The sequence below is a fragment of the Sphingomonas sp. Marseille-Q8236 genome (assembly GCF_965112005.1).
Genome location: NZ_CBCOPO010000002.1, coordinates 388,806 through 410,413, shown reverse-complemented (window position 1 = coordinate 410,413; position 21,608 = coordinate 388,806). Strand labels below are relative to the sequence as shown.

36 protein-coding genes are annotated in these 21,608 nt (G+C 66.3%); 14 read left to right on the top strand and 22 right to left on the bottom strand.

Annotation, left to right across the window (positions count from 1 at the left end; genetic code table 11):
- Window positions 1–2: 2 nt before the first annotated feature.
- The 22 genes from ACWPWT_RS14295 to ACWPWT_RS14190 are packed head-to-tail and all read right to left on the bottom strand — an operon-like array spanning window position 3 to window position 12,816.
- Complete coding sequence (locus ACWPWT_RS14295) at window positions 3–176, bottom strand: conjugal transfer protein TraR (protein WP_454280238.1); 174 nt, start codon at window positions 174–176, stop codon at window positions 3–5.
- The gene (locus ACWPWT_RS14290) at window positions 176–1,744 is read right to left on the bottom strand and encodes a DUF935 domain-containing protein (protein WP_454280237.1); all 1,569 of its coding nucleotides are present in this window, start codon (window positions 1,742–1,744) and stop codon (window positions 176–178) included. Before ACWPWT_RS14290 ends, ACWPWT_RS14295 begins: the two co-directional genes overlap by 1 nt.
- Window positions 1,744–3,375 carry a hypothetical protein gene (locus ACWPWT_RS14285; protein WP_454280236.1) on the bottom strand — a complete coding sequence of 544 codons (1,632 nt, stop codon included), beginning with the start codon at window positions 3,373–3,375 and terminating at the stop codon, window positions 1,744–1,746. The genes ACWPWT_RS14290 and ACWPWT_RS14285 overlap by 1 nt, the downstream gene beginning before the upstream one ends.
- Window positions 3,372–3,944 (bottom strand): phage protein Gp27 family protein, encoded by a 573-nt coding sequence (locus ACWPWT_RS14280; RefSeq protein ID WP_454280235.1) that lies wholly within the window; start codon window positions 3,942–3,944, stop codon window positions 3,372–3,374. The genes ACWPWT_RS14285 and ACWPWT_RS14280 overlap by 4 nt, the downstream gene beginning before the upstream one ends.
- Window positions 3,944–4,252, bottom strand: coding sequence for a hypothetical protein (locus tag ACWPWT_RS14275; protein ID WP_454280234.1), 309 nt, complete (start codon window positions 4,250–4,252; stop codon window positions 3,944–3,946). Before ACWPWT_RS14275 ends, ACWPWT_RS14280 begins: the two co-directional genes overlap by 1 nt.
- Window positions 4,249–4,608 (bottom strand): hypothetical protein, encoded by a 360-nt coding sequence (locus ACWPWT_RS14270; protein ID WP_454280233.1) that lies wholly within the window; start codon window positions 4,606–4,608, stop codon window positions 4,249–4,251. The genes ACWPWT_RS14275 and ACWPWT_RS14270 overlap by 4 nt, the downstream gene beginning before the upstream one ends.
- Window positions 4,609–4,665: 57 nt before the next feature.
- Window positions 4,666–5,163, bottom strand: coding sequence for a hypothetical protein (locus tag ACWPWT_RS14265; RefSeq protein WP_454280232.1), 498 nt, complete (start codon window positions 5,161–5,163; stop codon window positions 4,666–4,668).
- Window positions 5,156–5,779: a regulatory protein GemA gene (locus ACWPWT_RS14260; RefSeq protein WP_454280231.1), complete on the bottom strand. Its 624-nt coding sequence runs from the start codon at window positions 5,777–5,779 to the stop codon at window positions 5,156–5,158. The genes ACWPWT_RS14265 and ACWPWT_RS14260 overlap by 8 nt, the downstream gene beginning before the upstream one ends.
- Entirely contained in the window at window positions 5,776–6,207 is a 432-nt protein-coding gene (locus tag ACWPWT_RS14255; RefSeq protein WP_454280230.1) for a hypothetical protein, read from the bottom strand. The genes ACWPWT_RS14260 and ACWPWT_RS14255 overlap by 4 nt, the downstream gene beginning before the upstream one ends.
- Window positions 6,200–6,508, bottom strand: coding sequence for a helix-turn-helix domain-containing protein (locus ACWPWT_RS14250; RefSeq protein ID WP_454280229.1), 309 nt, complete (start codon window positions 6,506–6,508; stop codon window positions 6,200–6,202). The genes ACWPWT_RS14255 and ACWPWT_RS14250 overlap by 8 nt, the downstream gene beginning before the upstream one ends.
- Window positions 6,505–6,777, bottom strand: coding sequence for a hypothetical protein (locus ACWPWT_RS14245; RefSeq protein WP_454280228.1), 273 nt, complete (start codon window positions 6,775–6,777; stop codon window positions 6,505–6,507). The genes ACWPWT_RS14250 and ACWPWT_RS14245 overlap by 4 nt, the downstream gene beginning before the upstream one ends.
- The gene (locus ACWPWT_RS14240; RefSeq protein ID WP_454280227.1) at window positions 6,770–7,153 is read right to left on the bottom strand and encodes a hypothetical protein; all 384 of its coding nucleotides are present in this window, start codon (window positions 7,151–7,153) and stop codon (window positions 6,770–6,772) included. The genes ACWPWT_RS14245 and ACWPWT_RS14240 overlap by 8 nt, the downstream gene beginning before the upstream one ends.
- Window positions 7,150–7,512: a hypothetical protein gene (locus ACWPWT_RS14235; RefSeq protein ID WP_454280226.1), complete on the bottom strand. Its 363-nt coding sequence runs from the start codon at window positions 7,510–7,512 to the stop codon at window positions 7,150–7,152. Before ACWPWT_RS14235 ends, ACWPWT_RS14240 begins: the two co-directional genes overlap by 4 nt.
- Window positions 7,512–8,189: a hypothetical protein gene (locus ACWPWT_RS14230; protein ID WP_454280225.1), complete on the bottom strand. Its 678-nt coding sequence runs from the start codon at window positions 8,187–8,189 to the stop codon at window positions 7,512–7,514. The genes ACWPWT_RS14235 and ACWPWT_RS14230 overlap by 1 nt, the downstream gene beginning before the upstream one ends.
- Complete coding sequence (locus ACWPWT_RS14225) at window positions 8,182–8,400, bottom strand: hypothetical protein (RefSeq protein WP_454280224.1); 219 nt, start codon at window positions 8,398–8,400, stop codon at window positions 8,182–8,184. Before ACWPWT_RS14225 ends, ACWPWT_RS14230 begins: the two co-directional genes overlap by 8 nt.
- Window positions 8,397–8,672, bottom strand: coding sequence for a hypothetical protein (locus tag ACWPWT_RS14220; RefSeq protein WP_454280223.1), 276 nt, complete (start codon window positions 8,670–8,672; stop codon window positions 8,397–8,399). The genes ACWPWT_RS14225 and ACWPWT_RS14220 overlap by 4 nt, the downstream gene beginning before the upstream one ends.
- Entirely contained in the window at window positions 8,672–8,953 is a 282-nt protein-coding gene (locus ACWPWT_RS14215; protein WP_454280222.1) for a hypothetical protein, read from the bottom strand. The genes ACWPWT_RS14220 and ACWPWT_RS14215 overlap by 1 nt, the downstream gene beginning before the upstream one ends.
- Window positions 8,954–9,334: a hypothetical protein gene (locus ACWPWT_RS14210; protein WP_454280221.1), complete on the bottom strand. Its 381-nt coding sequence runs from the start codon at window positions 9,332–9,334 to the stop codon at window positions 8,954–8,956.
- Between the two features lie 2 nt (window positions 9,335–9,336).
- Window positions 9,337–9,975, bottom strand: coding sequence for a hypothetical protein (locus tag ACWPWT_RS14205; protein ID WP_454280220.1), 639 nt, complete (start codon window positions 9,973–9,975; stop codon window positions 9,337–9,339).
- Window positions 9,975–10,703, bottom strand: coding sequence for an AAA family ATPase (locus tag ACWPWT_RS14200; protein WP_454280219.1), 729 nt, complete (start codon window positions 10,701–10,703; stop codon window positions 9,975–9,977). The genes ACWPWT_RS14205 and ACWPWT_RS14200 overlap by 1 nt, the downstream gene beginning before the upstream one ends.
- The gene (locus ACWPWT_RS14195) at window positions 10,700–12,511 is read right to left on the bottom strand and encodes a DDE-type integrase/transposase/recombinase (protein WP_454280218.1); all 1,812 of its coding nucleotides are present in this window, start codon (window positions 12,509–12,511) and stop codon (window positions 10,700–10,702) included. The genes ACWPWT_RS14200 and ACWPWT_RS14195 overlap by 4 nt, the downstream gene beginning before the upstream one ends.
- The gene (locus ACWPWT_RS14190; RefSeq protein WP_454280217.1) at window positions 12,508–12,816 is read right to left on the bottom strand and encodes a helix-turn-helix domain-containing protein; all 309 of its coding nucleotides are present in this window, start codon (window positions 12,814–12,816) and stop codon (window positions 12,508–12,510) included. Before ACWPWT_RS14190 ends, ACWPWT_RS14195 begins: the two co-directional genes overlap by 4 nt.
- Before the next feature lie 93 nt (window positions 12,817–12,909).
- Here ACWPWT_RS14190 and ACWPWT_RS14185 point away from each other — a divergent pair, with 93 nt between their 5' ends.
- From ACWPWT_RS14185 to ACWPWT_RS14120, 14 genes are all read left to right on the top strand, one after another.
- A complete protein-coding gene (locus ACWPWT_RS14185) occupies window positions 12,910–13,542 on the top strand; it encodes an XRE family transcriptional regulator (RefSeq protein ID WP_454280216.1) in 633 nt (210 codons plus the stop codon).
- 724 nt (window positions 13,543–14,266) lie between these two features.
- A complete protein-coding gene (locus tag ACWPWT_RS14180; RefSeq protein ID WP_454280215.1) occupies window positions 14,267–14,476 on the top strand; it encodes a hypothetical protein in 210 nt (69 codons plus the stop codon).
- Window positions 14,473–14,745, top strand: a complete 273-nt coding sequence (locus ACWPWT_RS14175) for a hypothetical protein (RefSeq protein ID WP_454280214.1) — start codon at window positions 14,473–14,475, stop codon at window positions 14,743–14,745. Before ACWPWT_RS14180 ends, ACWPWT_RS14175 begins: the two co-directional genes overlap by 4 nt.
- 123 nt (window positions 14,746–14,868) lie before the next feature.
- Entirely contained in the window at window positions 14,869–15,807 is a 939-nt protein-coding gene (locus ACWPWT_RS14170) for a hypothetical protein (protein ID WP_454280213.1), read from the top strand.
- A gap of 45 nt (window positions 15,808–15,852) precedes the next feature.
- The gene (locus ACWPWT_RS14165) at window positions 15,853–16,236 is read left to right on the top strand and encodes a hypothetical protein (protein WP_454280212.1); all 384 of its coding nucleotides are present in this window, start codon (window positions 15,853–15,855) and stop codon (window positions 16,234–16,236) included.
- Window positions 16,237–16,281: 45 nt separating this feature from the next.
- Window positions 16,282–17,214, top strand: a complete 933-nt coding sequence (locus ACWPWT_RS14160; protein WP_454280211.1) for a capsid protein — start codon at window positions 16,282–16,284, stop codon at window positions 17,212–17,214.
- A 67-nt stretch (window positions 17,215–17,281) separates the two neighbouring features.
- On the top strand, window positions 17,282–17,920 hold the full coding sequence (locus tag ACWPWT_RS14155; RefSeq protein ID WP_454280210.1) for a hypothetical protein: 639 nt from the start codon (window positions 17,282–17,284) through the stop codon (window positions 17,918–17,920).
- Window positions 17,917–18,645, top strand: coding sequence for a gp436 family protein (locus tag ACWPWT_RS14150; RefSeq protein ID WP_454280209.1), 729 nt, complete (start codon window positions 17,917–17,919; stop codon window positions 18,643–18,645). The genes ACWPWT_RS14155 and ACWPWT_RS14150 overlap by 4 nt, the downstream gene beginning before the upstream one ends.
- A complete protein-coding gene (locus ACWPWT_RS14145; protein ID WP_454280208.1) occupies window positions 18,645–19,127 on the top strand; it encodes a phage virion morphogenesis protein in 483 nt (160 codons plus the stop codon). The genes ACWPWT_RS14150 and ACWPWT_RS14145 overlap by 1 nt, the downstream gene beginning before the upstream one ends.
- Window positions 19,128–19,133: 6 nt before the next feature.
- Window positions 19,134–19,541 (top strand): phage tail terminator protein, encoded by a 408-nt coding sequence (locus ACWPWT_RS14140; RefSeq protein ID WP_454280207.1) that lies wholly within the window; start codon window positions 19,134–19,136, stop codon window positions 19,539–19,541.
- A 95-nt stretch (window positions 19,542–19,636) separates the two neighbouring features.
- Entirely contained in the window at window positions 19,637–19,873 is a 237-nt protein-coding gene (locus tag ACWPWT_RS14135; protein WP_454280206.1) for a hypothetical protein, read from the top strand.
- Window positions 19,874–19,876: 3 nt separating this feature from the next.
- Window positions 19,877–20,815 (top strand): phage tail tube protein, encoded by a 939-nt coding sequence (locus tag ACWPWT_RS14130; protein ID WP_454280205.1) that lies wholly within the window; start codon window positions 19,877–19,879, stop codon window positions 20,813–20,815.
- Between the two features lie 2 nt (window positions 20,816–20,817).
- Complete coding sequence (locus ACWPWT_RS14125) at window positions 20,818–21,270, top strand: histidine kinase (protein WP_454280204.1); 453 nt, start codon at window positions 20,818–20,820, stop codon at window positions 21,268–21,270.
- A 131-nt stretch (window positions 21,271–21,401) separates the two neighbouring features.
- Window positions 21,402–21,608, top strand: a complete 207-nt coding sequence (locus ACWPWT_RS14120) for a DUF1799 domain-containing protein (RefSeq protein WP_454280203.1) — start codon at window positions 21,402–21,404, stop codon at window positions 21,606–21,608.

Here is a 21,608-nt window from a genome sequence, read left to right as displayed (position 1 = left end):
GGTCAGCGCCCGTCCCGGCACGGCGCGCAACGCCCGCCGACCAGGCGCGGCCAGTCGCGCCCGCATTCCCGGCATTCGCCTTTCACGCCGACCGCCACGGGCTGGCGTGCCCTGGCGATCAGCCGGTCGAGTTCCTGCATCCCGACCGCGACGGCGAGGTCCATCTCATCGGCCATCAATGAGCCTCCGAGCCGGTCAGCGCCTGGACCTGCGCTGCAAAGGTCGCGCGCGCCATGCGCTCGGCCAGCCGTTCGGCGGCATCATCGGCGGCGGCGGCCTCCAGCATGGCGATCGCGTCCTCGACCGATCCGGCGTTGCGCAGGCGATCGACCAGCGGCGCGATCATCGCGGCGGCGGATGTGGTCCACCCTTCGTCGGCCATCATCGCGTCCACCGCGCCGTCGATATCGTCGCGATCCAAACGGGCGGCCTGTTCGGCAAGCGCGATCGCCGGATCGGCGGGCGCATCCTCGATCACGGGTGCGTCGTCATTGGCGGCCGGGTTGGCGGGCACGGTCGCGGCGGGAGCAGCGGGGGTCGCGGGGGCCTTGCGCTCATAGCCGTCGCCATAGCGATCCTTGAAGCTCTCTTCGCTCCGGACCCAGCCCAGTTCGGCCAGCGCCTTGTCCGTCTCGGCGGCCGTCTTGAGGTCGTCTTCCGCCTCGACGATGCGCACCACCATCGGGCACGCGACATCGGGGCCGTAGTTGAGGTCGGTCCACCAGCGCGACGGGCCCGAATTGAAGGTGTCGGCGAGCAGATCGGCGTCGGCCTTCACGACCTCCAGCTTGACGTCGGCGTGGACCTCGCCCTGGGCGCGGCTGGAGCCATTGTCGGTCGTCATGGTCTGGGACAGGATGACCTTGGCGATGCAGCCGTCCATATACCGGCACACGGCGGCGAAATCGGCCCCCGACTGGGCGAGCGTCAGCAGCTCGACATCCATCCCCGCCGGGATGGCAAAGCCAGAGTCGTTGGCGATCGCCTGGATCGCGGTCAGGAGCTTGTCGATATCCTTCTGGGTGGACCCGCGCGGATAGGTGCCCTTGGCGGTCGGCACCGAGAATTTATCGAGGAAGATATTCCAGAACCGGACGCCATTCCGCTTGAACAGCGTCGGCCAGTAGAGCCATTCCGCCAGCCCCTCGCCGTAGACGCTGTCGTCGTCGGTGCCGCCCGCCCGCACGACCCAGAACTTGCGGGGCGGCAGTATCTCGCCCTGCGGCGCGGTCCGGGTCAGCAGCCGCAGCCTGTCGTCCTTGTCGAAGCGGAAGCGCCGGGCGTGACGGACATGGATGGCCCGGACCTTCTCACCCGGCACCCAGTCCAGCAGCCCGTCGCGCGCGCCCCAGTTCAATTCGGCCGCGGAAATGCCGTAGAAGCTGGCCCACAGCATCTTCTCGGTGACCAGGTCCCAGCCGATCCGCTCCAGCGTCTCGGTCATCGCGTCGGCCGCCTCGACCGAGCGGGGATCGTCCTCGTCGCCGGGCAGCACGTCCCATTCGCGGCTGACGACCGCGCGGATACGCTGTTCCATGCAGGACTTGACCTGATCGTCCTTGCGGATGCGCTCGTACACCCCCCAGTCCACCACGCCCCACAGCTTGGGGTCGCGGGGCTGTTGCAGCTCCAGGACATAGGGCCGCGTGATATCGCGGCCGTCACCGGTGGACGCGACCTCGTTCAACAGGTCGGGGGGAAGAGCGACAGCCTTGCCGCCATTCCGCTTGTTCTTCTTCGCCATCACCAATCCCCCGCGCGGCCGAAGTCATCGCGCCGCCGGACCGTGCCGAAGCCGGTATCCGTATGTTCGTAGTCACCGCCCATCGATCGCGGCTGATCGGCGGTATGCGTCTCGACCGGCTGGACATCCTCGTCGGCCGCGCCGACGAGGTTCATGAGCGCGATCGAATAGTCGCCGTGACGCTTGCCCTTTTCGCCATCGGCCTTGCTGGCGACCCGATCGACGATGCGGGGCACGCCGCGCACCATCTTGACCTGCCGCAGGTCGTCCTTGACGCCTTCGTCACGCGGGATGAGCATGGTCCGGTCCTCGAACCGGCTCTTCATGCGCGGCATCCGGGCGAGATAGGTCGCCTCGGTCGCCATGACGGACTCGATACGGTCCGCGCCGTACCGCTCCTGCATATCCTCGGCGAGCTGTTGCCCGTTGCCGCGACCGTCCATCTTGCCCGCCGCCCAGAGCGGCAAGCTGTCGCAGAGCCAGCACAGGATTTTATACTGCGCCCAGAAGGGCACGTTGCGCATCTCGAGGCCGAGCCGATTGTGGAGGACGCAAGCCGCATCTTCCTGCCCGGCCGCGATCACCGACAAGTCGTTGCTGCGCGCGAAGTCCTGACCGAAGAAGGTCGGGCGGTGGTGATCGAACAGCGCGACGACGGGAACCAGCTCGCGCTCGATCCAGTCGGCCAGCCATGCCTCGCGCCAGGCCCGGACCTCTTCTCGCAGGTTGTCGCCGATCGGCGTGCCTGCGCTGTCGGGTGCGACCAGCATCCCGCCCGCCGTGTCCCATTCCCTGCCCAGGGTCAGCCGCACGACATGATGATCGGGCGACATACAGGCGTCGATGGTGGCGGCGGGCAGGTAAACACCGGTCCCCTTGGAAGGGATCACGTCCAACTCTTCCTCGGCCGCATCGCCATAGGTCTTGCGTAACTTGGCTTCCCAAGCAGCCTCGGCCTCGGGGGACCAGTCTCTGCCGTTCACAAGGCAAATCCGCTGGTAGAGCCCCTGCGCCAACGCATCCTTGAGCGTCAGGCGATAGACATAGCCCTCGCGCTTGCCCGCCCGAATGTCCTGAATGAGCGTGTTGAACGGATTGTCTTCGCCATTGTGGGTCGAGATGACAACAACGCGCCCGCCCCACATAAGCATGGCGAGGGCTGCTTTCAGCAACTCGTCCAGGTCGTCATGGAACGCGGCTTCGTCGATGATGATGAGGCCCTGTCGTCCACGGATTGAACGGGGGCGGGACGACAGCGCGACAACCGAATAGCCCGACGGCAGATCGATGCGCAGGGCCTTGATGCCCTTTTCCGACCCGTCGTCGTACAAGAATTCGTCGCCGCCCGGCGACGCGAGGTGGAACGCTTTGGTGAAGTCGCCGCATGACGTGATGAATTCGCGCGCCATGTCCAAGCTGGTGCCGATGTACATGACATCCATCGCCCGTTGGGCGGGGGCAGCGATCAGAACGCCATCCGATGCAAAGCCGTAAGTGAAGCCGACACGCCGCGATTTTTCACCGACGAACAGGTCATGCTCATGCGACAGCGCGACCGCTTCCGCTTGGTAGCGGAGCAAGACTGAGGGGATTTCGCGGGCGACCTCAACCGAAGGCGCTTCGATCTTCACAGGCGAATGCCCAGGATACCGGCGCGGATCGCTGCCAGGGTCTCTTCGCTGGCTCCAGCCGATCGTCCCGCTTGGGTTGCATCCTGGACGGCGCGCTCCCGCGCCTTCCGCGCCTCTTCCTCGCGGATTTTGGCTTCGCGCTCGATGTCGATCTTGGACGAGCTGGTCACATCCTTGACCGCCTTGGCGAGGCGCGACAGCGCCAGCGTGTCGATGCCGCCGCCTTCCTCGTCGTCCTCGCCCGCCGCATCGTCGTCGGCGCTGGCGATCGGGATGATGGCGCGCGTCACTACGCTGGTCATGAGCTGGTTCATCATCCGGACCTGGTTGTCGCCGGACGTGCCGAATTCGCTGCCGAAGGCCTTCGCGATGCTCTGGATGCGGCGTTGCTGCTTTGCCAGCTCGTTGAAGCCTTGCGCATACCGCCCGACCGCCGAGCGCGATCGCTCGGTGCCCAGGTCGCGCAGCAGGCCGCAAATGTCGTCGATCGTCTCGCCGCGCCCGATCGCGTCGTGGACCGCGTCCAGGACCTGGGGCGGCAGGCTCTTCAAGGAGGAACGCCCGGCCATCAGCGTGCCGTGCCGACCTTGCGCCGCACCGCGTGGCGGTGGACGCCGTCGTAGAAGAAATGACCGTTCGCCACGTCCTCGCCATCGGGCAGGATCTGGGCGAGCAGGAAGGGCTCGACCTCTTCGACCGACACCAGCCCGGCGGCGGCCAGCCAGCGCAGTTGCTCGACAACGGTCCGGCGCGCGACGGGATGCCCGCGCTGTTTCAGCAGCAGGGTCAGCGTGTCGTCGGACTGCTCGCCGCCGATCTCGCACATGAAGTCGAGGATGGCGCGGCGGATGACGGAATTCAGGGCGTCGGCGCTCACCGCTTGGCTCCCTCGGTCAGGAGCGCGCGCAGATACTCGTTCTGGGTGTCGAGCTGGTTGCCGACACTATCCACGCCGCGTTCGACCGAGGACAGGCGTTCGGACACCTGCGACAGCTTGTTATTGAGCGTATCGCGCGTCGGCGGCGCGGCGCTTTCCTTTTCCAGGATGGTGATGCGGGTTTCATGCCCCGCCAATTCCCTGTCCTGGACGGCATTCTGCCGGGCGACCTCGGTCGCCAGCGCGGCGAGTTCGGTCTTGAGCGCGAACTGGTTGCGCAACCATAGAACGGCCAGGCCGATCAATATTGGCGTCAGAGTCGACGCGATGGGCCAGATGACCCGAACATAATCCATCCAAAGCACGTGCCGGGTCCCCGTTGAAGCGGGAACGGAGTGGCACGGGCGGCGGATTTATTCGGGATGCACTGGCGCAGGCGGCTCGGGGAACATCTCTATCTGACGGCTGTCCACGACGCGCCGGGGCACGAAGACGGGAGCGTCATCGGCTTCATTGGTCTGATTGGCAAGATATGCAACATATCTTCGCGATGACCCGATCATCCGCGCCGCTTCATTCCTGGTCAAGCGCCCGGCGCGAACGGCGGCGATCACCGGGGCCCGGCGTGCCCGCGCCAGCGCTTCGCGGGCGGTGGGGATATCGAGCTTTTCCCGGCCATAGACGCGGGCGATGGTCGCCACGGTGTCCATCGGCAGCACGTCCAGGAACGGGCTTTTCTCGACCGCTATCGGGACATAGACCACCTGCCCGCCGAACCGATCGACCAGCGTCAGAACATGCTTGGGAGCGACATGCGCCGCCATCTCCAGCATGAACGGTGTCCAGCCCCGCCCCGGCCGGACATCGTTCGGGATGGGCAGGTCGGACAGGCGCGGCAGGTCATCAACCATGGCCCACCACCTCGCGCAGCATCCGCCCCAGCAGCTTGATCCCCTCATCGGTCTGGCGATCGGTCCAGCGGGTGGCGGGCAGGTTCAACGCCTCGCGCAGGAACGTGTCGGCGGTGCGGCCCTGCACGCGGTTACCGACCAGGAGCTTGGCCCAGATCGCGTCGAGGACGGCGCGGCGGTCCGCCTGGGGACAGGGCGGCACGCTCCATTCCACCCCCTCACGCGCGATCCAGGCTTTCAGCGCCTCGATCACGTTCACCGCCGTCTTGTGGTCGAGGAAGCGGACCGCATCGACGCCCGTCTGGCGCTTGACCCATGTATTGAGCGCGCCCTCATCGGGCCGATCGATGCCGCGGAGCCAGTAGAGCGACCACCACAGCGCCCATATCTTGCCGACATGCGCGTGGGTCGAGCCCACGGGCCGGGCGCTGCGCCCGGTGCCCTTGCCGCGAATATCGGCCAGCACCCGATCCATGTCGGTCAGCGACATGTCGGTCAGCGACGGCTTGCCGGTGACGCGCAGCTGCACCGCGCGGCGGTCCTCTTCGTCCAGGCCTGCATCGCGGGCGGCGGCGAAGATCGCCCGGCGGCGGGCGGTGCGGGGATCGGCGGTCATGCGTGCACCTGCGAGGCCTGGGGCGTCGCCAGATCGAGCGCGGTGCCGCACCGGCCGCATTCCGCCGACTGCCGCCCGACCATCCAGGCGGTCGCCCCGCATCCCGGACAGGCGGTCATGGGACCGGTGTAGAGGAAGAGCGGCCCGCGCGCCGACTGCGCCGCGACGATCGGCAGGTTGACCGGCATGACCAGCAGCTTGGCGCGGTCACCATGCTTGGTCGTGCCGCCCCAGAACGTCTCGCCCGACGCCATGCAATACGCATCCGGCCACCGGCTGGTCATGAAGCGCACCTCGGGACCGGTGCGACAGTTCGAGGGAGCTTGAACCATCGCGCGATATTCGGTCTTGAAACACAGTTCCCCGTCGAAGAGGAACGGGCCCGGCGGGCAGTCGGCCAGCGTGACGCGGCCCAGGGGGTCAGTCATCGGTCTTGCCTCCAAAGGCGCGCAACCGGTCGGTCAGCGCGCGGAAGTCGGGGTGGAGTTCGCGCCGTGCATCGGCGGCGCGTAGGGCGGTGTGGACGGCGGGGTGACCGCGCCGCATCGCGCGGCCGATCGCGGGCAGCGATGCAGCGGTCGCCGCCCGCATCGCCCAGATCGCGGCCTGCCGTGCGATGACCAGCGGCTTTTCCCGACACGGGCGTTGCAGCGCCTCGACGGTGGTGCCGGTGGCGATCGCGGCGGCGGCAAGGATTTCACCGAGCTGGCGGTCCAGGGCGGCGGTCATTGGACCGTTCCCCGGACTGCGCTGGCGTCACCGCTGGTCATCATGTCGGCGACCATGCCCAGCAGCCGGTCGAGGCCCGCCATCGACAGCGAGGCGACCAGCATCGTCCCGTCGCTATGGCGCAGCGACAGCGACACGATCGCGTCATCGCCGACCCCGTCGAAACCGACCGCGATCCCGCCGACCTGCCCGGCATGGGCCGCGACCCGGTCCTGCGCGATGGCGGCAGTGAAGCCGCGCATCGGCACCATGCGGATGGTGTTATCCATGGGCCCGTGCCTCCTTTGCAGCGAGGGCATCCGCGCGCAGGCCGGGATAGGCGCGGTCGATCAGGTCATTGGCGATTTCGGAGAGGCCCCAGCCCGCATAGGCCGTGAGCTGGTCCGAATACTGCAACCATGACAGCGGCCCGAACAGCGCTTCCCAAGCCGTCCGATACTGATCGAGCTTGGACTGGACATCGTCCGGCTTGACGGTGTCATCGGCTGGCGCTGGAGTGGCGGCATCGAGTGCGGCGGCGATCTCGCGGGCTTCGACGATCCGCGCCTTATCCGGCCCCTTGGCGTAAAGCGGGTCCCGGCGTGCGTGTAAGCGGACGAAGGTGATCGCTCGATCGACCGCGTCCTGCGTGTGTCGCTTGGTCATACTGCGTCACCTTTGCGAGCTGCTTCGTCATCGAGCAGGGCATCGACCAGGCCGTCATCGGCGAGGACGATCAGAAGATTGCGTGCGAGGGCGACGACGCTGATGCCGCGCCGTGCGGCATGGGGGCGCAGGGCGCGCAGCGTGTCTGCGTCGATCGCCACCGTGTTCCAGTTGGGCAGGTCGCATGACTGGGTCCGCGACAAATCCTTCCGGTTCTGGCTCGCCTCCAGCGCCGAGACGGTTTTCGGCTCGATGCCGATGCGCCGGGCGATTTCGCGCGTGGACTGGCCCTGCGCGCGCAGAGCGGCGACCGCCTGCGACCGGCTGTCATAGCCAAGGCATGGAATGGGACTGCCCATCACTCGGCTCCCCTCACCTCGTGAACGGGGGTGCCAAGGGCCCGACCATCGGCGAGCCCCCGTTCGTATCCGGCTTCTTCGGCACTGCGGAGCGCAGCGGCATGGCGCCACGCTTGCGCGTAATAGGCCTTGGCCGCGTCAGTGCTTTCGTCGGCAAGGGCCTGTAGGGCGTCGGCAGCGGCGTACTCGGCGTCACGTAGTGCGCCGAGCAACCCCTGTTCCGCCCCTGCCTTGATCTGGCAGGCCGGGGCGAATGTCTCGTCCCTGCCGAAGTGCAGGCTGGCGCACCGGGTGTCCGTGAACACCTCGTCGCAATGATAGCAGCGCCACGCCCCCTTCGCCGCGTCGCCGCTATCGGCGGCGGTGGCAGGCGGCGTGGGAGCCGACGCGAGCATGGCGGACCAGTCGCTGGTAGCCATCAGCCGGTTGGCTTCATCATCCGGTGCGGCCCGAATGATGTCGCGTGGTGCACAGGCGTCCGCCCATGCGTCCACCATCGCCTGTGTCGGCGACATCGGGACGAGCTTCCATCCCGCCGGCACCGTAGCGGGTGGCATATCGCCCGCTGGACCATCGAGAACAGCGCGGATGAATTCCACGTCGGACTGATCGGCACCGGGGAACGACCTGATTTTGAGATCAGCCAAGATGAGAGCTTGGCGATAGGGATTAGTCATGGGTTTTCTCCCCGGACTTGCGGGCGGGCTCGGCGCGCAGATCGTGGAGCTGGCGCAGGAGGTCGGACAGCGCGTAGCCGTCCCTGGCCGACAGGTGCACGACGACGGTCGTCGCCTTGGCCTTGCCGGTCAGGGTGCGGAAGCTGTCCACGCGGACATGATCGCGGTCCCAGAACATTGACCGGAACGTGCTGTCGTCGAGGTGGCTCATTGCACGACGCTCCGATCGCTCGCCTGGGCATGGGGCAGCTGGGCGGCGGTCAGCTCGATCGCGAAGGCGTTGGCCTGATCCTCGTTGAGGGCGACCATCATCGCGCCCTCCGGGCACACGATAGTGATTGCGATCACCTGTCCTACGATTGGCATGTCCTGAACGGAGACGCTCACCCCGGTTTTCGTCTGCTTGTTCTGCGACCGCGCGACCGAGGCGACGATGACGTTCCCGTCCAGCTCATGGTGGATGGTGTGCCTGGTGACGGGCATTAGTGCGCCTCCACCATGCGGGCGACATCGCCGGTCAGGCGGTGGCGCTGGTGGGCAGCCAGGCGCGAAAGGTCGGCAGCCTTGTTCTCGATCCCGTCGAACAGGTCGCGCAGGACCAGCCCGGCGACGGTCTGGGCGGTGTCGTGGCGACGTGCGTCGTCGGCGATCGCCGACAGGTTGCGGCGCATGATTTCCAGGTCGGCGCGGCCCATCGGCTTGTTGGCGGCGATCGCGGCGGACACGTCCGCGATCAGATTTTGCAGATCGGTTGCAAGCGTCATTCAATCCTCCTGTTCGTGGGGGCGGTCGGTGTTGTTGGGGCAGGTCGGGCACACGCGGGCGAACTGGACGTGGAGCCAGTTCACCGGCTTCTCGCGCCGACGATTGCGGATGCAGGTCTTGAGCGGCATCTGGCCGTAGGCCGGGCAGACGACTTCCTCGGCCGAGAGCGTGGCGCGCACCAGTTGCTCGGCCTCGGGATAGGACCCGGCGTAACTCTTGTTGATGAGGCGGCTGACATAGCCCGACGACTTGCCGAGCTGATCGGCGACGGCGCGCTGGCTGGTCGTGTCGCACGCATCGGCCAGGACCAGGACCCATGGGGCTGCGTCAGCGCCCCAGGCGGCAATGGCCTTCTCGCGGTTAGGTTGGTTAACAAACATGGTTAACTTACCCCCCCGTCCGCCAAGGCTTGCGAAGACGATTTCCTTAACGAGGTGGCCGCAGGCGAGATGTCGACGGTCCTGCCGTTGTTGTTGTCGGCGAGGATGATCGTCGTCGCGCCGCGCGGACGCCGCGTGGTGGGACAATTGGGTCCGGTGTTGCGATGCAGCCGGTAGATCGACAGCCGTCCGGTGTTGGACGAACCACGTTCCACGACTCGGATGTAACCACCGCGCTGCAACTGGTTGAGATAGGTCGCCACCCCACTCTCGGAGGCGTTCGCCGCCATCCGGAGCGTAGGCGCGTCGAAGGTCTTGAGGACGCGCATGGCGGTCCAGATGCGCTGACGTGCAGAGCGCTGCCGCATTCTCGTTCGTGCCTCTTTGCTGCGCCCATCGGGGGGCGTGTCGGTGCGGATGGTGGGGGCCAGGCCGAAGCGCAGCGGCCGTCCGGGATGACGCACCACCGCCCCACGCCGCTGCCAGCGGGTCAAGGCATCGCGGGCCGCGTCGTAGCTGACCGGGCAAACCGCCTGTAGCTCGGCGATGGTACGCGGGGCCTGGGCGGATCGCAGCGCCTGCCAGAGCGGCACGCCAACGACCGCCTTGACCCGGCCGGTTTGAGGGTCCGCGTTAGCCATCATGCGGCCTTCCGGATGGGGATATCGCCAGTCGAGAACGGTCGCGTTCCCCAGGCGGCACGGTCGATCGCCTCGACGCCGTCGCCGATCGCGCGCGCCTGCACCTCTTGCAGGTTGGTGACGATACGCCGGGTCACGCCGCGCGTCGCCTTGACGATCGCGTCCACCAGATCGTCGGCGACCGCCACGCGCGGGCAATAATAGTCGCGCAAGAGACGGGCGTCGGCGATGCTCGATGGCTGGGCCGGGGTGGCGACGAGGATGCGGTTGTCGAACCGCTCCCAGTCCTTGAGCTTGGCGGGCATCGCTTCCTCGCCGATCAGCATCACGGGGACGCCCGCATGGTCGAGGATGTCGCGGATGACCTCGACATTCTTGCGGTGCACGACGTGGTCCGTCTCGTCGATGATGATCGGCTGGGGCGCGGCCTGTAGATGCTCGATGACCTGTTCCAGGATGTCGTCGGCCGTGCGCTTGATCCGGGTAATGCCCAGGTCGGTGGCGATCGCGCGGATCATGGACTTTTGCGTCCAGGTCGAGCGGGCGACGACGTAAGCCGCGTTGAAGCGCGCCGCGACCGTGGCGGCGGCGACCGACTTGCCATAGCCGGATGGACCAAAGAGCAGGCCCAGGCGCGGGCTACCCAGCGGGGCCTCTACACAGCGCAACATGGTCGCCAGACCCAGGCGCATGTTCGTGAGCTGTGCGGGTTCGAGGATGTTGGTCAAAGCGAATTCTCCTTGAGCGAAGGGGGTGTGGCGGACGCGTTGCGTCGCGCGGTGAAATCGGCGGTCAGCATCTTCTCGGCCCGGTATTCGTAGGAGCCGGAGAAGACGCGGGCGCGGGACAGGGCAGCCGGATCGACGGGCTTGCCCGCCGCGTGGTCGGCCATGATGCGATCGGTTTCGGCCATGCGATCCTGGAATGACTGGGGTGCGCTGGCGGACGGTGCCGGGTAGCGGGCCTGCGCCGTCTCGATCTCGGCGGCGCTGGGCAGCGTGGCGGGTGCGTCGGCGATGCTCGCCATGCTGGCCGTCTCGTGCGAGGTGGTGCGCACGGGCAGCGTGACCAGCTTGCCCGCTTCCTCGGCATCGCGGCGCAACCGGGCATCGCGGGCATCCTCGAACGAGAATTTGCGTTGCTTGGCGCGCAGCTCGGCCCGCTGCTCGGCCATGAGCCTGGCCTGGGCGCGACGCGCCTCCACCGCGAAGTCACGGTCGGACAGGCCGGAGCGCTCGGCATTGACCGCCGTGCCGATATAGCGCTGGTCCTCGTCGAACACGAAGAGCGCGCCCAGATCGTCCTCGTCGCGGCGCAGGATGACCGTGCAGCCGACATGCGCGGCGAGCGGGGCGGTCCAGTAGCGGCCCTTTTTCCAGGTGATGCCGCGCTTGGTGACCTGCGCGGGACCGACCAGCGCGGACAGCAGCAGCTTCAACACGCCCTCGTCCGGCGCGCCGCGTGCCGGACGCGGGGAGTTGGTCCACCGCGCCATCGGCGACGCGCCCAGGCTGGAATGCTCCCGGACGTGATAGACCCCGTCGAGCCAGTTGTTGATGATCGCCTGCAATTCGTCGGCCGTGAGCTTGGGCACGATGACGGGCCGCGTGGTTTCCTTGCGGGCGCGGGCGCGCAGAACCTGGGCTTCGGCTACGTTGTGGCCGATGAAGCCGTCGAGCAGCTCGGCACGCTCGCGGGTGAAGGTGCCGAACATGCGCTCCACGAACGGTTTCTTGTCGCCGCTGGCGGGCGGAACCGGGTCATGGGCGATGCCGAGCAGCTCGCAGGCGGTGCGGATCGTCTGGTTGATGTAGCCCGAGCCCTGGTCGGTGCGCAGCACCTCGGGCATGACGCCCCAGGCGAGCATACAGGCGACCAACGTCCGCCGCACCGACTGGGCCGACTCGCTGTCCACCACCAGATAGAACGTCCGGCGCGACCAGACATCGACGATGCCGAGGATCGACTTGCGCCCCTCCTTGGTCATCACGTCCGCCTTGGTGGTGTCGATCTCCCAGATCTGATGCGCATAGGACACGCCCGCGTCGGCGCGGCCCAGCGCCACCCGGTACTTGGACTTGAAGAGGTCGGGGTCGCGGAAGCTGGCGAGCAGCGCGGGCTTGGTGGCCTCCAGCTTGGCGATATAGCGCCGGACCGTGTGGATGGACGGCACGGACGGGAACCGCACCTCCAGCAACTCCAGAATGCCGACAGCTGACAGGTCGCGTTCGGCGAGCCAGGCTTCCACCGCGTCGGCGGCGTCGCGGTTGACGGTGAAATAGTCCGTGCCCTTGGGACGGCCGCGTCCCGCCGCGACCGGCGTCGCTGCCGTTCGATCGGCATAGTCGCGCCGTGCCGCCTCGGGCAGGTCGGCAACGGCGAACAGCCGCCCGCCGCCGTGGCCCGCGCGCTCGATCCACCGCCATTCGCCACGGCTCGCCCGATTGGCGATTGCAGTTCGGTTGGTGGGCAGCCCCTCCAGTTCGAGGGATGCGATCTCCAATGCCGACAGGTATTCGCGACCGAGCAAAGTCATGCGCGGTCACCATTTGCCTCATGATGATACATTTGTACCGGCTTGCCGAAGCGGCTCTTGGGGGCGTAGTTATCGACAGGTTGAGGGCGAAGCCGTTGCCCATTCCGAGAATAGCGCGAAGGCCATATTTCCATGGGATGTACGTCAAGAAATGAGGCGATGACGCTTTCGGCCTGCGCGCGCGGGAGCGTCAGTGCCAGACGAAGGGCTGCACTCTGGAGCCCATTGCGACGCGCAAGCTCGGTCAGCGTTACGCCGCGCTTCCTAACCGCCGCTTTGATATCCTCCGGGTCCATGTCGCGCATTGGTGCATATGTTCCGATTAATAGTTACAAATGTACCGTACATATGCACCGTGCGAACCGTCAATGGTACAAATGTGCCATTGGGAAATTTTTGTGAGTAGTTGGTCCGAGGCGGCGGGCGAGCGGTTGCGCGCCCTCGTCCGCGCGAAAGGGAATCAACAGGGTATCTGCGATTATGTGGGCATCAGCAGAACGACGTTGAATCGTTATTTCGCCGGCACCGATCCAGGCGAGGAACGCCTAGAGCTCTTGGCGACAGCGCTTGGGAAGACAGTTGACGACCTATTAGGAACTGCCGTCGAGTCGGGCGTAGTGGCGGTGCCGATCCACGATGTTCAAGTTGCCGCCGGGGCAGGTAAAATCAGCGATCGATTAAGCGATCCTATAGGTAGGTGGACTTTTGATCGCCAATGGTATGAGGCAAATTTTGTCGGAATTGGCCGACTGATACTAGTGTATGTGTCAGGAGATAGCCAAGAACCAGAGTTAAGTAATGGGGATTTGGTTGCAGTGGAGATCGATCGACCGAGATTAAGGGAGGGGATGCACGTTGTCAGACTCGATGACATGTTGGTGCTTAAGCGTATTCAAATGGATGGCGGTCAAGTCAAACTCATGAGCCGAAATCCGATTTATGATCCGGTAATCATAGACCTGAATGAGCCCGACATTGATCATCGCTTTGAGGTTGTTGGTCGCGCCGTATGGGCGAGTAAGATGTTATGAAGTGGCTATTTGCGACATTGGCAGCAATCGCCGTTGGTGCGGTGATTTGGTGGCTTTGTTCGCGGGTTGAAGGACCGGATATACTGGCATGTGAAACACATATCCGTACGCAGTTGTCTGACATTGACGGATATCGGCGATTGGCAGTGACTAAAAGCGATACCGCGTCACTGTCGGCTGCACAATTCAAGCGGCAAGCTGGGCGGTCGGCGTCTGCCATTGGAATGAAGGAAGTAGAGCACCTTCAAGACATCGCTGATGGCATATATGCTCGAAGCGGGACGTTGCAGTTGCGATTAATGGCTATGACATACTCCGTTTGGAATGGCGCTCCTATTACTCAGATATGCGCTTTCCGATTGATAGATGGGGAGTTGCAAAGCGTAGATACGTTGTTGTCTAATGCAGAGGACGACCACCTCAAGAAACTCGATACCTTGGCAATCCTACGGGGTCGCCGGAGGGTGCCGAGGCCCAAATATGCGTGCTGCCTGTAGGGGCATCGATCCGACAAAGTCCGCGCCGATAGACGTGCGACGCCCAGGAAGCCGCCACAGCGCGTTTCCTAGGCGTTTTGGCATCGTCCCCCGCAAAATCGCCTCGACCCCATTCAGCGGGCGTGTGCAGAGTGCACACGGCATGTTCGGTCCTGGGACGCATGTCGCATCTGGACAATCCGCCGACGATTGCGCCATGTTCCTGTTTCGTTCTCATGGGAGTCGGAATGATGAAACAGGAATTCGGGTCATGGCTGGTTGCGCAGCACAATCGAGACGACTGGGTGGGGCTGCTTGCATTCCAGGCCAGGCGGGACCGGGCATTCCCGACCGGCGGCGACCCGGACGATGTCCGTGCATACATGACGCGCAAGGGAGCCGGTCCCGACGCGCTCGACATGCTGGATACCGCCGAGCTGGAATGGGGGCGTGCATGATGGGGCAATTGGCCTGTCAGTCGGTCGAGCCTGACCCATTGAATCAGCCGACCGATCGCCACCCTCGTTGGCGATTGAGGGTTTTCGAAAAATGCTGGCCGTGGCGGGCTAGTTTCAAGGAAGCGCTCCGCGATGCGGTGTCGAGCCAGAACGCCCGCCGGTGCCCAGATGATCGGTTCATCTATCTGGACGCAGCCGCCAGCATTCAACGCGATCCGCCCCATCGCTACGACCAGTGGCGGATGCGCATGATCCGGCAGCGCTCATAGCCAAGCCTCTTGCGCCGCGTCGGTGCCTGCCCCTATCAGGCACGGCGCGGCCCCGCATTGCCATATAGGCGGATGCACTGGCGCAGGCCGACTTGATCCGCCTGCCCCGGTATCCCGGCGGTCATGGCACCGCCCCCGATCAAAATCCTGCGCCCCGGCACGTTCACCGACATTCACGGGACCAAGGTCACCTTCACCCAGGCCGACCTCGATCAGGTCATCGCGTCCTATGACCGGGAAAGCGACCCCGCGCCGATCGTCGTGGGCCATCCCAAGATCGATGCGCCTGCTTTCGGCTGGATCGGTTCGCTGGCGATGGAGAACGGCGTCCTGGTCGCGCACCCGTCCGAGGTCGCGCCCGCCTTCGCCGAGGCGGTGGAAGCCGGGCATTACCGCAAGATTTCCCCCCAGCTCTATCCGCCGTCGAGCCCTAACAACCCCAAGCCGGGTAGCTGGTATCTCCAGCATGTCGGCTTCCTGGGGGGTGCGGCTCCGGCGATCAAGGGCCTGGGGACGGTCACCTTCTCCGATGCCGTCGTCGGTGTCGTGACGCTTTCCATCGAAGAGGACTCCATGAGCACCGAAGACACCACCAGCCCGGACGCGGTCGCGTTCGCGGAGCGCGAAGCAGCACTTGCCGAGCGTGAGAATGCGCTGAAGACCCGCGAGGCGGACGAGGCCAAGCGCGCGAAGGACGCCCGCCATGCCGAGCATGTCGCCTTTGCCGAGGGCCTGATTGCGGACGTGAAGCTGGCTCCGGCGGGCAAGGACAAGGTCGTCGGCCTGCTCGATCTGCTCGATGCCAGCCAGCCGGTCGCGTTCGGCGAGGGCGATGCCAACAGCATGACGCCGCTCGCCGCCTTCAAGTCGCTGTTCGACGGCGCGCAGCCGGTGATCGCCCTGGGCGAGTCCGCCCCCCGCGACAAGAAACCCGCCGACGCCCCCAAGCCCGGCGACATCGCGCGGCGTGCCCAGGCCTATGCCGACAAGCAGCGCGCAGCGGGCAAGCCGATCACGACGCAGGCGGCGGTCCGCTACGTCACCGACAATCCCGACGCCTGATCCGGCGGCGACGATCCCCCGACTCGTACAACAGGAGCTTTTACCATGGCCGGTGGCCGGACTGACGGACTGACCAAGAACTTTCGCGCCGGGGTGGCGATCGCCCCCTATCTGATCCTCAAATTCGGGGCCGACGACCTGACGCTGGTCCCCGCTGCCGGTCCCACCGACGAGCTGATCGCGACGAACGTCGAGCTGGCCGCGAATGCGGGCGAGCGGTTCGACGCTGCCATCGGTGGCCTGCCCGAGGTTCGCTACGGCGGCCCCATCGGTCGCGGCAAGCCCATCACCTCGGACGCGCAGGGCCGCGCGGTCGAGGCTGCGCCAGCGGCGGGGGTGCGCGTGCGCATCATCGGCTTTTCGCTGGCGACCGGCGTCCTGGGCGATGTCCTCGCCTACCGCCCCGCGCCCGGTTTCATCACCGGCTGACCCCGTCCCTCAAGCCCCTTTCATAACCCTTTCAGGACGCTTTCCATGGCACAATCGCCTTATCCCATCGATCCGCACCTCACCGCGATCGCCATCGCCTACAAGAACCAGAGCTATATCGCCGACATCGTCCTGCCGCGCATCGAGGTCGGCAAGCAGGCCTTCACGTTCATGCAGTATGGCATGGACACCTTCTTCAATACGCCCGACACCCTGATCGGCCGCCGCAGCCAGGCGAACCAGGTCACGATGGAAGGCGTCGAGATCACCGACGCGACCGAGGACCATGGTCTGGAAGCGCCGGTGCCCCAGGCCGATGTCGATAACGCCGATGAGCGCTACGATCCGCTGGGCAACGCGGCGGCGCTGACCTCCGAGCTGATCGAAATCCGCCGGGAAATCCGGGCGGCCGCGATCATCTTCAATCCGGCCACCTACGATCCCGCCCTGCGCACGACGCTGGCGACGACCGACGTGCTGGACAATCCCAACACCGATGCCGTGTCGCTGATCTCGGACGCGCTCGACAAGCCGCTGATGCGTCCCAACCAGATGACGTTCGGCCAGCGCGGATGGACCAAGTTCCGCCGCAATGCAGGGGTCATCAAGGCCATTCGCGGCACCAATGGCGGCGGCCTGGTCAGCAAGGAAGAGGTGGCCGCGCTGTTCGAGGTGAACGAGGTCGTCGTGGGCCAGGCGTTCGGCAACCAGGCGCGCAAGGGTCAGGCGGCATCGATGTCGCGACTGTGGGGCAACCATCTGGCGCTGACCTACAAGGCTCCGGTCATGTCGCGCGAGACGCCGACCTTTGCGGGCACCTTCACCTGGGGCGAGCGCGTCGGATCGCAGCGCGAGCTCAAGCCGGGCGAGATGGGCCTGCGCGGCGGCACGGCGGTGCTGGTCGGCGAGAGCGTGAAGGAACGCGTGATCGCGGCCCAGGCGGGGTATTTCTTCGAGAACGCCTTCTCGGCGAACTGACGCCGCCCCATGGCGGGCGGCGATCCGGCCGCCCGCCTGTTTCCCTCAAGGTGGATGAGAGCTTTCCATGAGTTATCCCTACAAGGTCAATCGCACCGTGCTGTTCAACGGCCGGGAATATGAGCCCGGCGCGCCGATCCGGTTCGATATGGGCGATGCCGATCACGACATGGCCCGCCGCGACTTGCTCGCCCGACTTGCGATCGAGGACGATCCGGTGTTCGCCGACAACATCCTGCTGCGCGAACAGATCGCCGCCGCGCAAAGCGATGCCGCGACCCGCATCGGCTCCGGCGATCCGCGCTATGTCTTCGATACGGCGGGCGGCAACGTCACCGGGATCAGCGACCTCGCACCCGGCACCCCGTCTGCCCCTGCGCCCGAGCAGCCCGGCGAGGCGCGGACCGTGTTGTCGTTCGATCCGGACACCATGACGTTCAGCGGCGATATGCCCGACACTCGCATCGCCACGCCCCCGGCGCCGACCGATCCGGTCGCCCCGCTTGCCGATCCGGTGACGCCGCTGACCCCGGTCCCGCTCACGCCGCCCCCGTCGCCTGCTCCGGCGACCGAGCCGGTGCCGCTAGGTCGGATGAAGAAGTCCGAGCTGATCGCCCAGGCCGCACGCGAGCAGGTCGAGATCGCGGACGGTGCGAGCGTCCAGGAGATCATCGCCGCCATCGAGGCGAAGCGTGCGGCGGCATGATCGCCACACTTATCAAGCAGCCGGGCGAGACTCTTCGCCCGGCTGTCCCATTTTCCTCTTCTGGCCCGATTGCCGCGATCCGCGACGTGACCGTCACCGCGCGCGGCCTGGTGGCGGGGGCCGCAGCGCTCGCCGCCAGCGCTACGCTTGCCAATGGTATCGTCACGCTCGCGCTATCCGGTGGCAGCGACGGCGAACGCTACGCGGTCACGGTGCGGGCCGACGACGCGCGCGGCCAGACGCTGGAGAGCGAAACCGAAGTCGTCCTGATCGAGTCGACCTGGGCGACGCCCGATGGTGGCGCGGGCTGGCTGTCGATCGCCGCCCTGGTCAAGCGCTTCACCCTGGACGAAGTGGTGCGCATGACCGATCCGGACGGCTCCGGCCGGATCGACCGGGACCTGCTGATCGGCGCGCTTGTCGATGCCCAGGCGATCGCCGAGGCGCATATCGCCAGCCGCTATGCATTGCCGCTGACCACCGTCCCGCGCATCCTGGAAATGGCGGTCGGCGATCTGGCGCGCGCCCGATTGTACCCGCGCGGCGCGCCGGAGGGGATCGCCGACCAGGCCAAGGCGGCGATGGCGCTTCTCGTCCGCATCCAGAAGGGTGACGCGACACTGGGCCTGCCCGCCGCCGCGACCCCGGCCGAGACACAAAGCGATGCGCCGGTCGTCATCGCACCGGGCAGGCGGGCGTACCCTGACTGGCTGAAGGACTATTGATGGTCGATATCGCCATCACCATCCGGGAGGACGTGACCGCCGCCATGAACCGCATGGCGGCGGACGGCGAAGACATGACACCGGCCATGAAGGATATTGCCGGGCACCTCGCCGACACCACGCGCGAGCGGTTCGAGACCGAGACGGACCCGACCGGCGCGAAGTGGATACCGTCGCGCCGCGTCATCGAGCATGGCGGCAAGACGCTGACGCTGTCGGGTGATCTTGGCAACTCGATCACCGAGGATTGGGGCAAGGATTATGCCGCCGCCGGGCCCGAGCAGTCGGGCGGCGCTGGCGTCTATGCGCTCATCCACCAGACGGGCGGTGAAATCCGTCCGCGTGAGAAAAAGGCGCTGTCGTTCGGTGGGATGATCGTGTCGAAGGTCGTCATCCCGGCGCGTCCCTATCTCGGCTTCACGGATGTGAACGCCGACTATGCACTGGGCGCGCTCGCCCGCCATCTCGGCTTTGCAGGGTAACGTCCGATGCTGACCATCAAGCCCATCGTCGATCATCTCCAGCAAGGCGGTTTCAAGTCCGTCGAAGGGGTGCTGGAAGCGCCGACCCAGGCGGACTTGCCGAATGCCTTGCCCGCGCTCCACGTCGTGCCCGCCGTCGAGTCGGCGGAAGCCAGCCAGATGGCGGGGCGGCGCGACCAGCGTGTCACCTTCAATTTCTCCGTCTTCGTAACCGTGGGCACCCGGCTGGCGCGCGGCGCGGTGTCGGACGAGCTCCAGAAGCAGGTCCAGGCGGTCAAGGATGCCGTCGTCGGCTGGACCCACCCCCAGGCGTCGGGCGAGGTAGACCTTGTCGGCGGGCGACTGGCGAATGTCAGCCCCGCGTCGGTGACGTGGGAAGTGCGGCTGTCGTGCCGCTATCACTACCGCAAGTAGAATATTTTGGCGTGGGGTGCGCTGGCGCAGGACGCGCGCGCGCGCGGGATCGGGTCTGACTGTCGGTACACTTCCGGCAAAAGGACTGCTGACCGATGGCCTCTGGCCCCAAAACCACCAAGGCCGACGCCGCCCAGGCCGATACGGCCCAGGCTGACGCCACCCAGCCCCGCCCGGTCGATGAGACCGGGCGCACGCTCGACCATTGGGGCCTTCCCCTGTCGGGCCCGGCGCGTCTTGCCGCGCTCGGCGGCAAGCCCGACCCGGCGCTGGAGGCCGAGGCCGAAGCGCCCGTTCCCGCCACCACGCCCCGCGCCAGCGACAAGGACTGATTCATGGTAGACGCCGTCAAGGTCCTCTTTTTCAAGAAAGAGGCCGTATACGCCACCGACGCTGCGCCGACCGGTGCCGTCAATGCCGCGCTGACTCGCAACTTCACCGCCAAGCCGGTCGTCGTCGATCGCATCCAGCGCAACCTCGACCGTCCGGTGCGTGGTAGCTCGAAGGATGCGCCGTCCAACGAGCGCCAGACCTACAGCTACGAGCTGGAACTGGCGGGATCGGGCGCGGCTGGGACCGCGCCCGCGTGGATGGAGCATCTGGAGGCGTGCGGCATGGCCGCGCCCGCGCTGACCGCCAACACCTCGGCCGTGCAGCGCTTCGCCGCACTCGGCGTCGCGCTGTCGTCGGCGACCGCCTATCACTGGCACGGCAACCAGAAGCGCATCGGCCTGGGCGGCCGGGGCACCTTCGGCTGGGATTTCACCGCAGGGGCCTATCCGTTCATCAAGATCGACATGACCGCGCTGCTGCCCGCCGCCGGTGCCATCGGCGATGCGGCCCCCGGTGCGGTGGCGTTCGACCAGTGGAAGGACCCGGTCGAGGTAAACACGACCAACACCGACTTCCTGCTTGGCGGCTATGCGCTCAACCTGCGCAGCTTCACCGGCGAGGCCAATGCCGAGATCACGCCGCGCAACCTCGTCGGCATCAACTATATCGGTCGCGGCAATCACGGCCTGACCTGCCGTGTCCTGGGCGAATGCCCGGCGATCGGGGCGAAGGATTACTTCAGCACGCTTCGCAAGGGCGATGAAATCCCCGTGCAACTCGATCACGGTATCGTCGCTGGCAACATCATCCAGTTCAAGTCGGACCATCTCCAGATCACCGATATCGAACTGTCGGAGGAAAACGACGTGCTCATGATCTCGATCACCGGGCGCATGAACGTCGGCACGACGCCCGACGATCTCATCATCACGGCGAAGTGACCATGACCCAGCCCATCTATCGTATCGTCGCCCAGCCGCGAGCCTGGACGCCCGTCACCTTCCCCGTCGTCATGGAAGACGGCAGCGTCCAGACCTTCGTCATCGAGATGCGCTTCCGACTGTTGAAGGTGGACGCCGCCGGTGCCTTCATCTCCGAGGTGGTTCGCGTCCAGGAACTGGAAAGCCAGGGCGGGGTCGATCAGGCGCAACTCTATACCGAGCTGGTCGCCCAGATCGCGACCGACTGGCGCGGCGTCCATGCCGAGAACGGCGATCCGCTGCGCTTCGACGTGCCGGAGAACTGGCTGACCGACCTGGGCGAGGACGGCAAGCGTAAAGCCCTGGTCGCGCCGAACCTGCGCTCGCTGATGAACGAAGGGTCGATGTTCATCCATATCTTCGACGCCTTCCGCGCCTGCCTCGCGGGCCAGCCGAAGACCCGCGCGGGAAACTGAAGGCCGTCGCGAGCCTGTGGGCCAAGGGTCGCGGCGGCGGAAAACCGGCGGAGGATGCGGCCACCGACAGCGCCGCCGCCGCGATCGCCGCGATCGAGGCGCGGCGCGCGGCCGGACGCCGCGACGACACGGTGGAGATCGGGCCCGACGACGCCGACGTGGTCACGCTGTTCATGGCGCTGACCAGTCAATGGCGGTTCCACGCGATGGGCGGGCGGCTCGGCCTGGAATACGCCGCCGTCCGCCCCACCGCCGACATGCTGGCGATCGTCGTGACGACGGACCTTTTCCTCGACCTGCAAATGATGGAGCGCGCGGCCCTGGTCGCGCTGGCATGA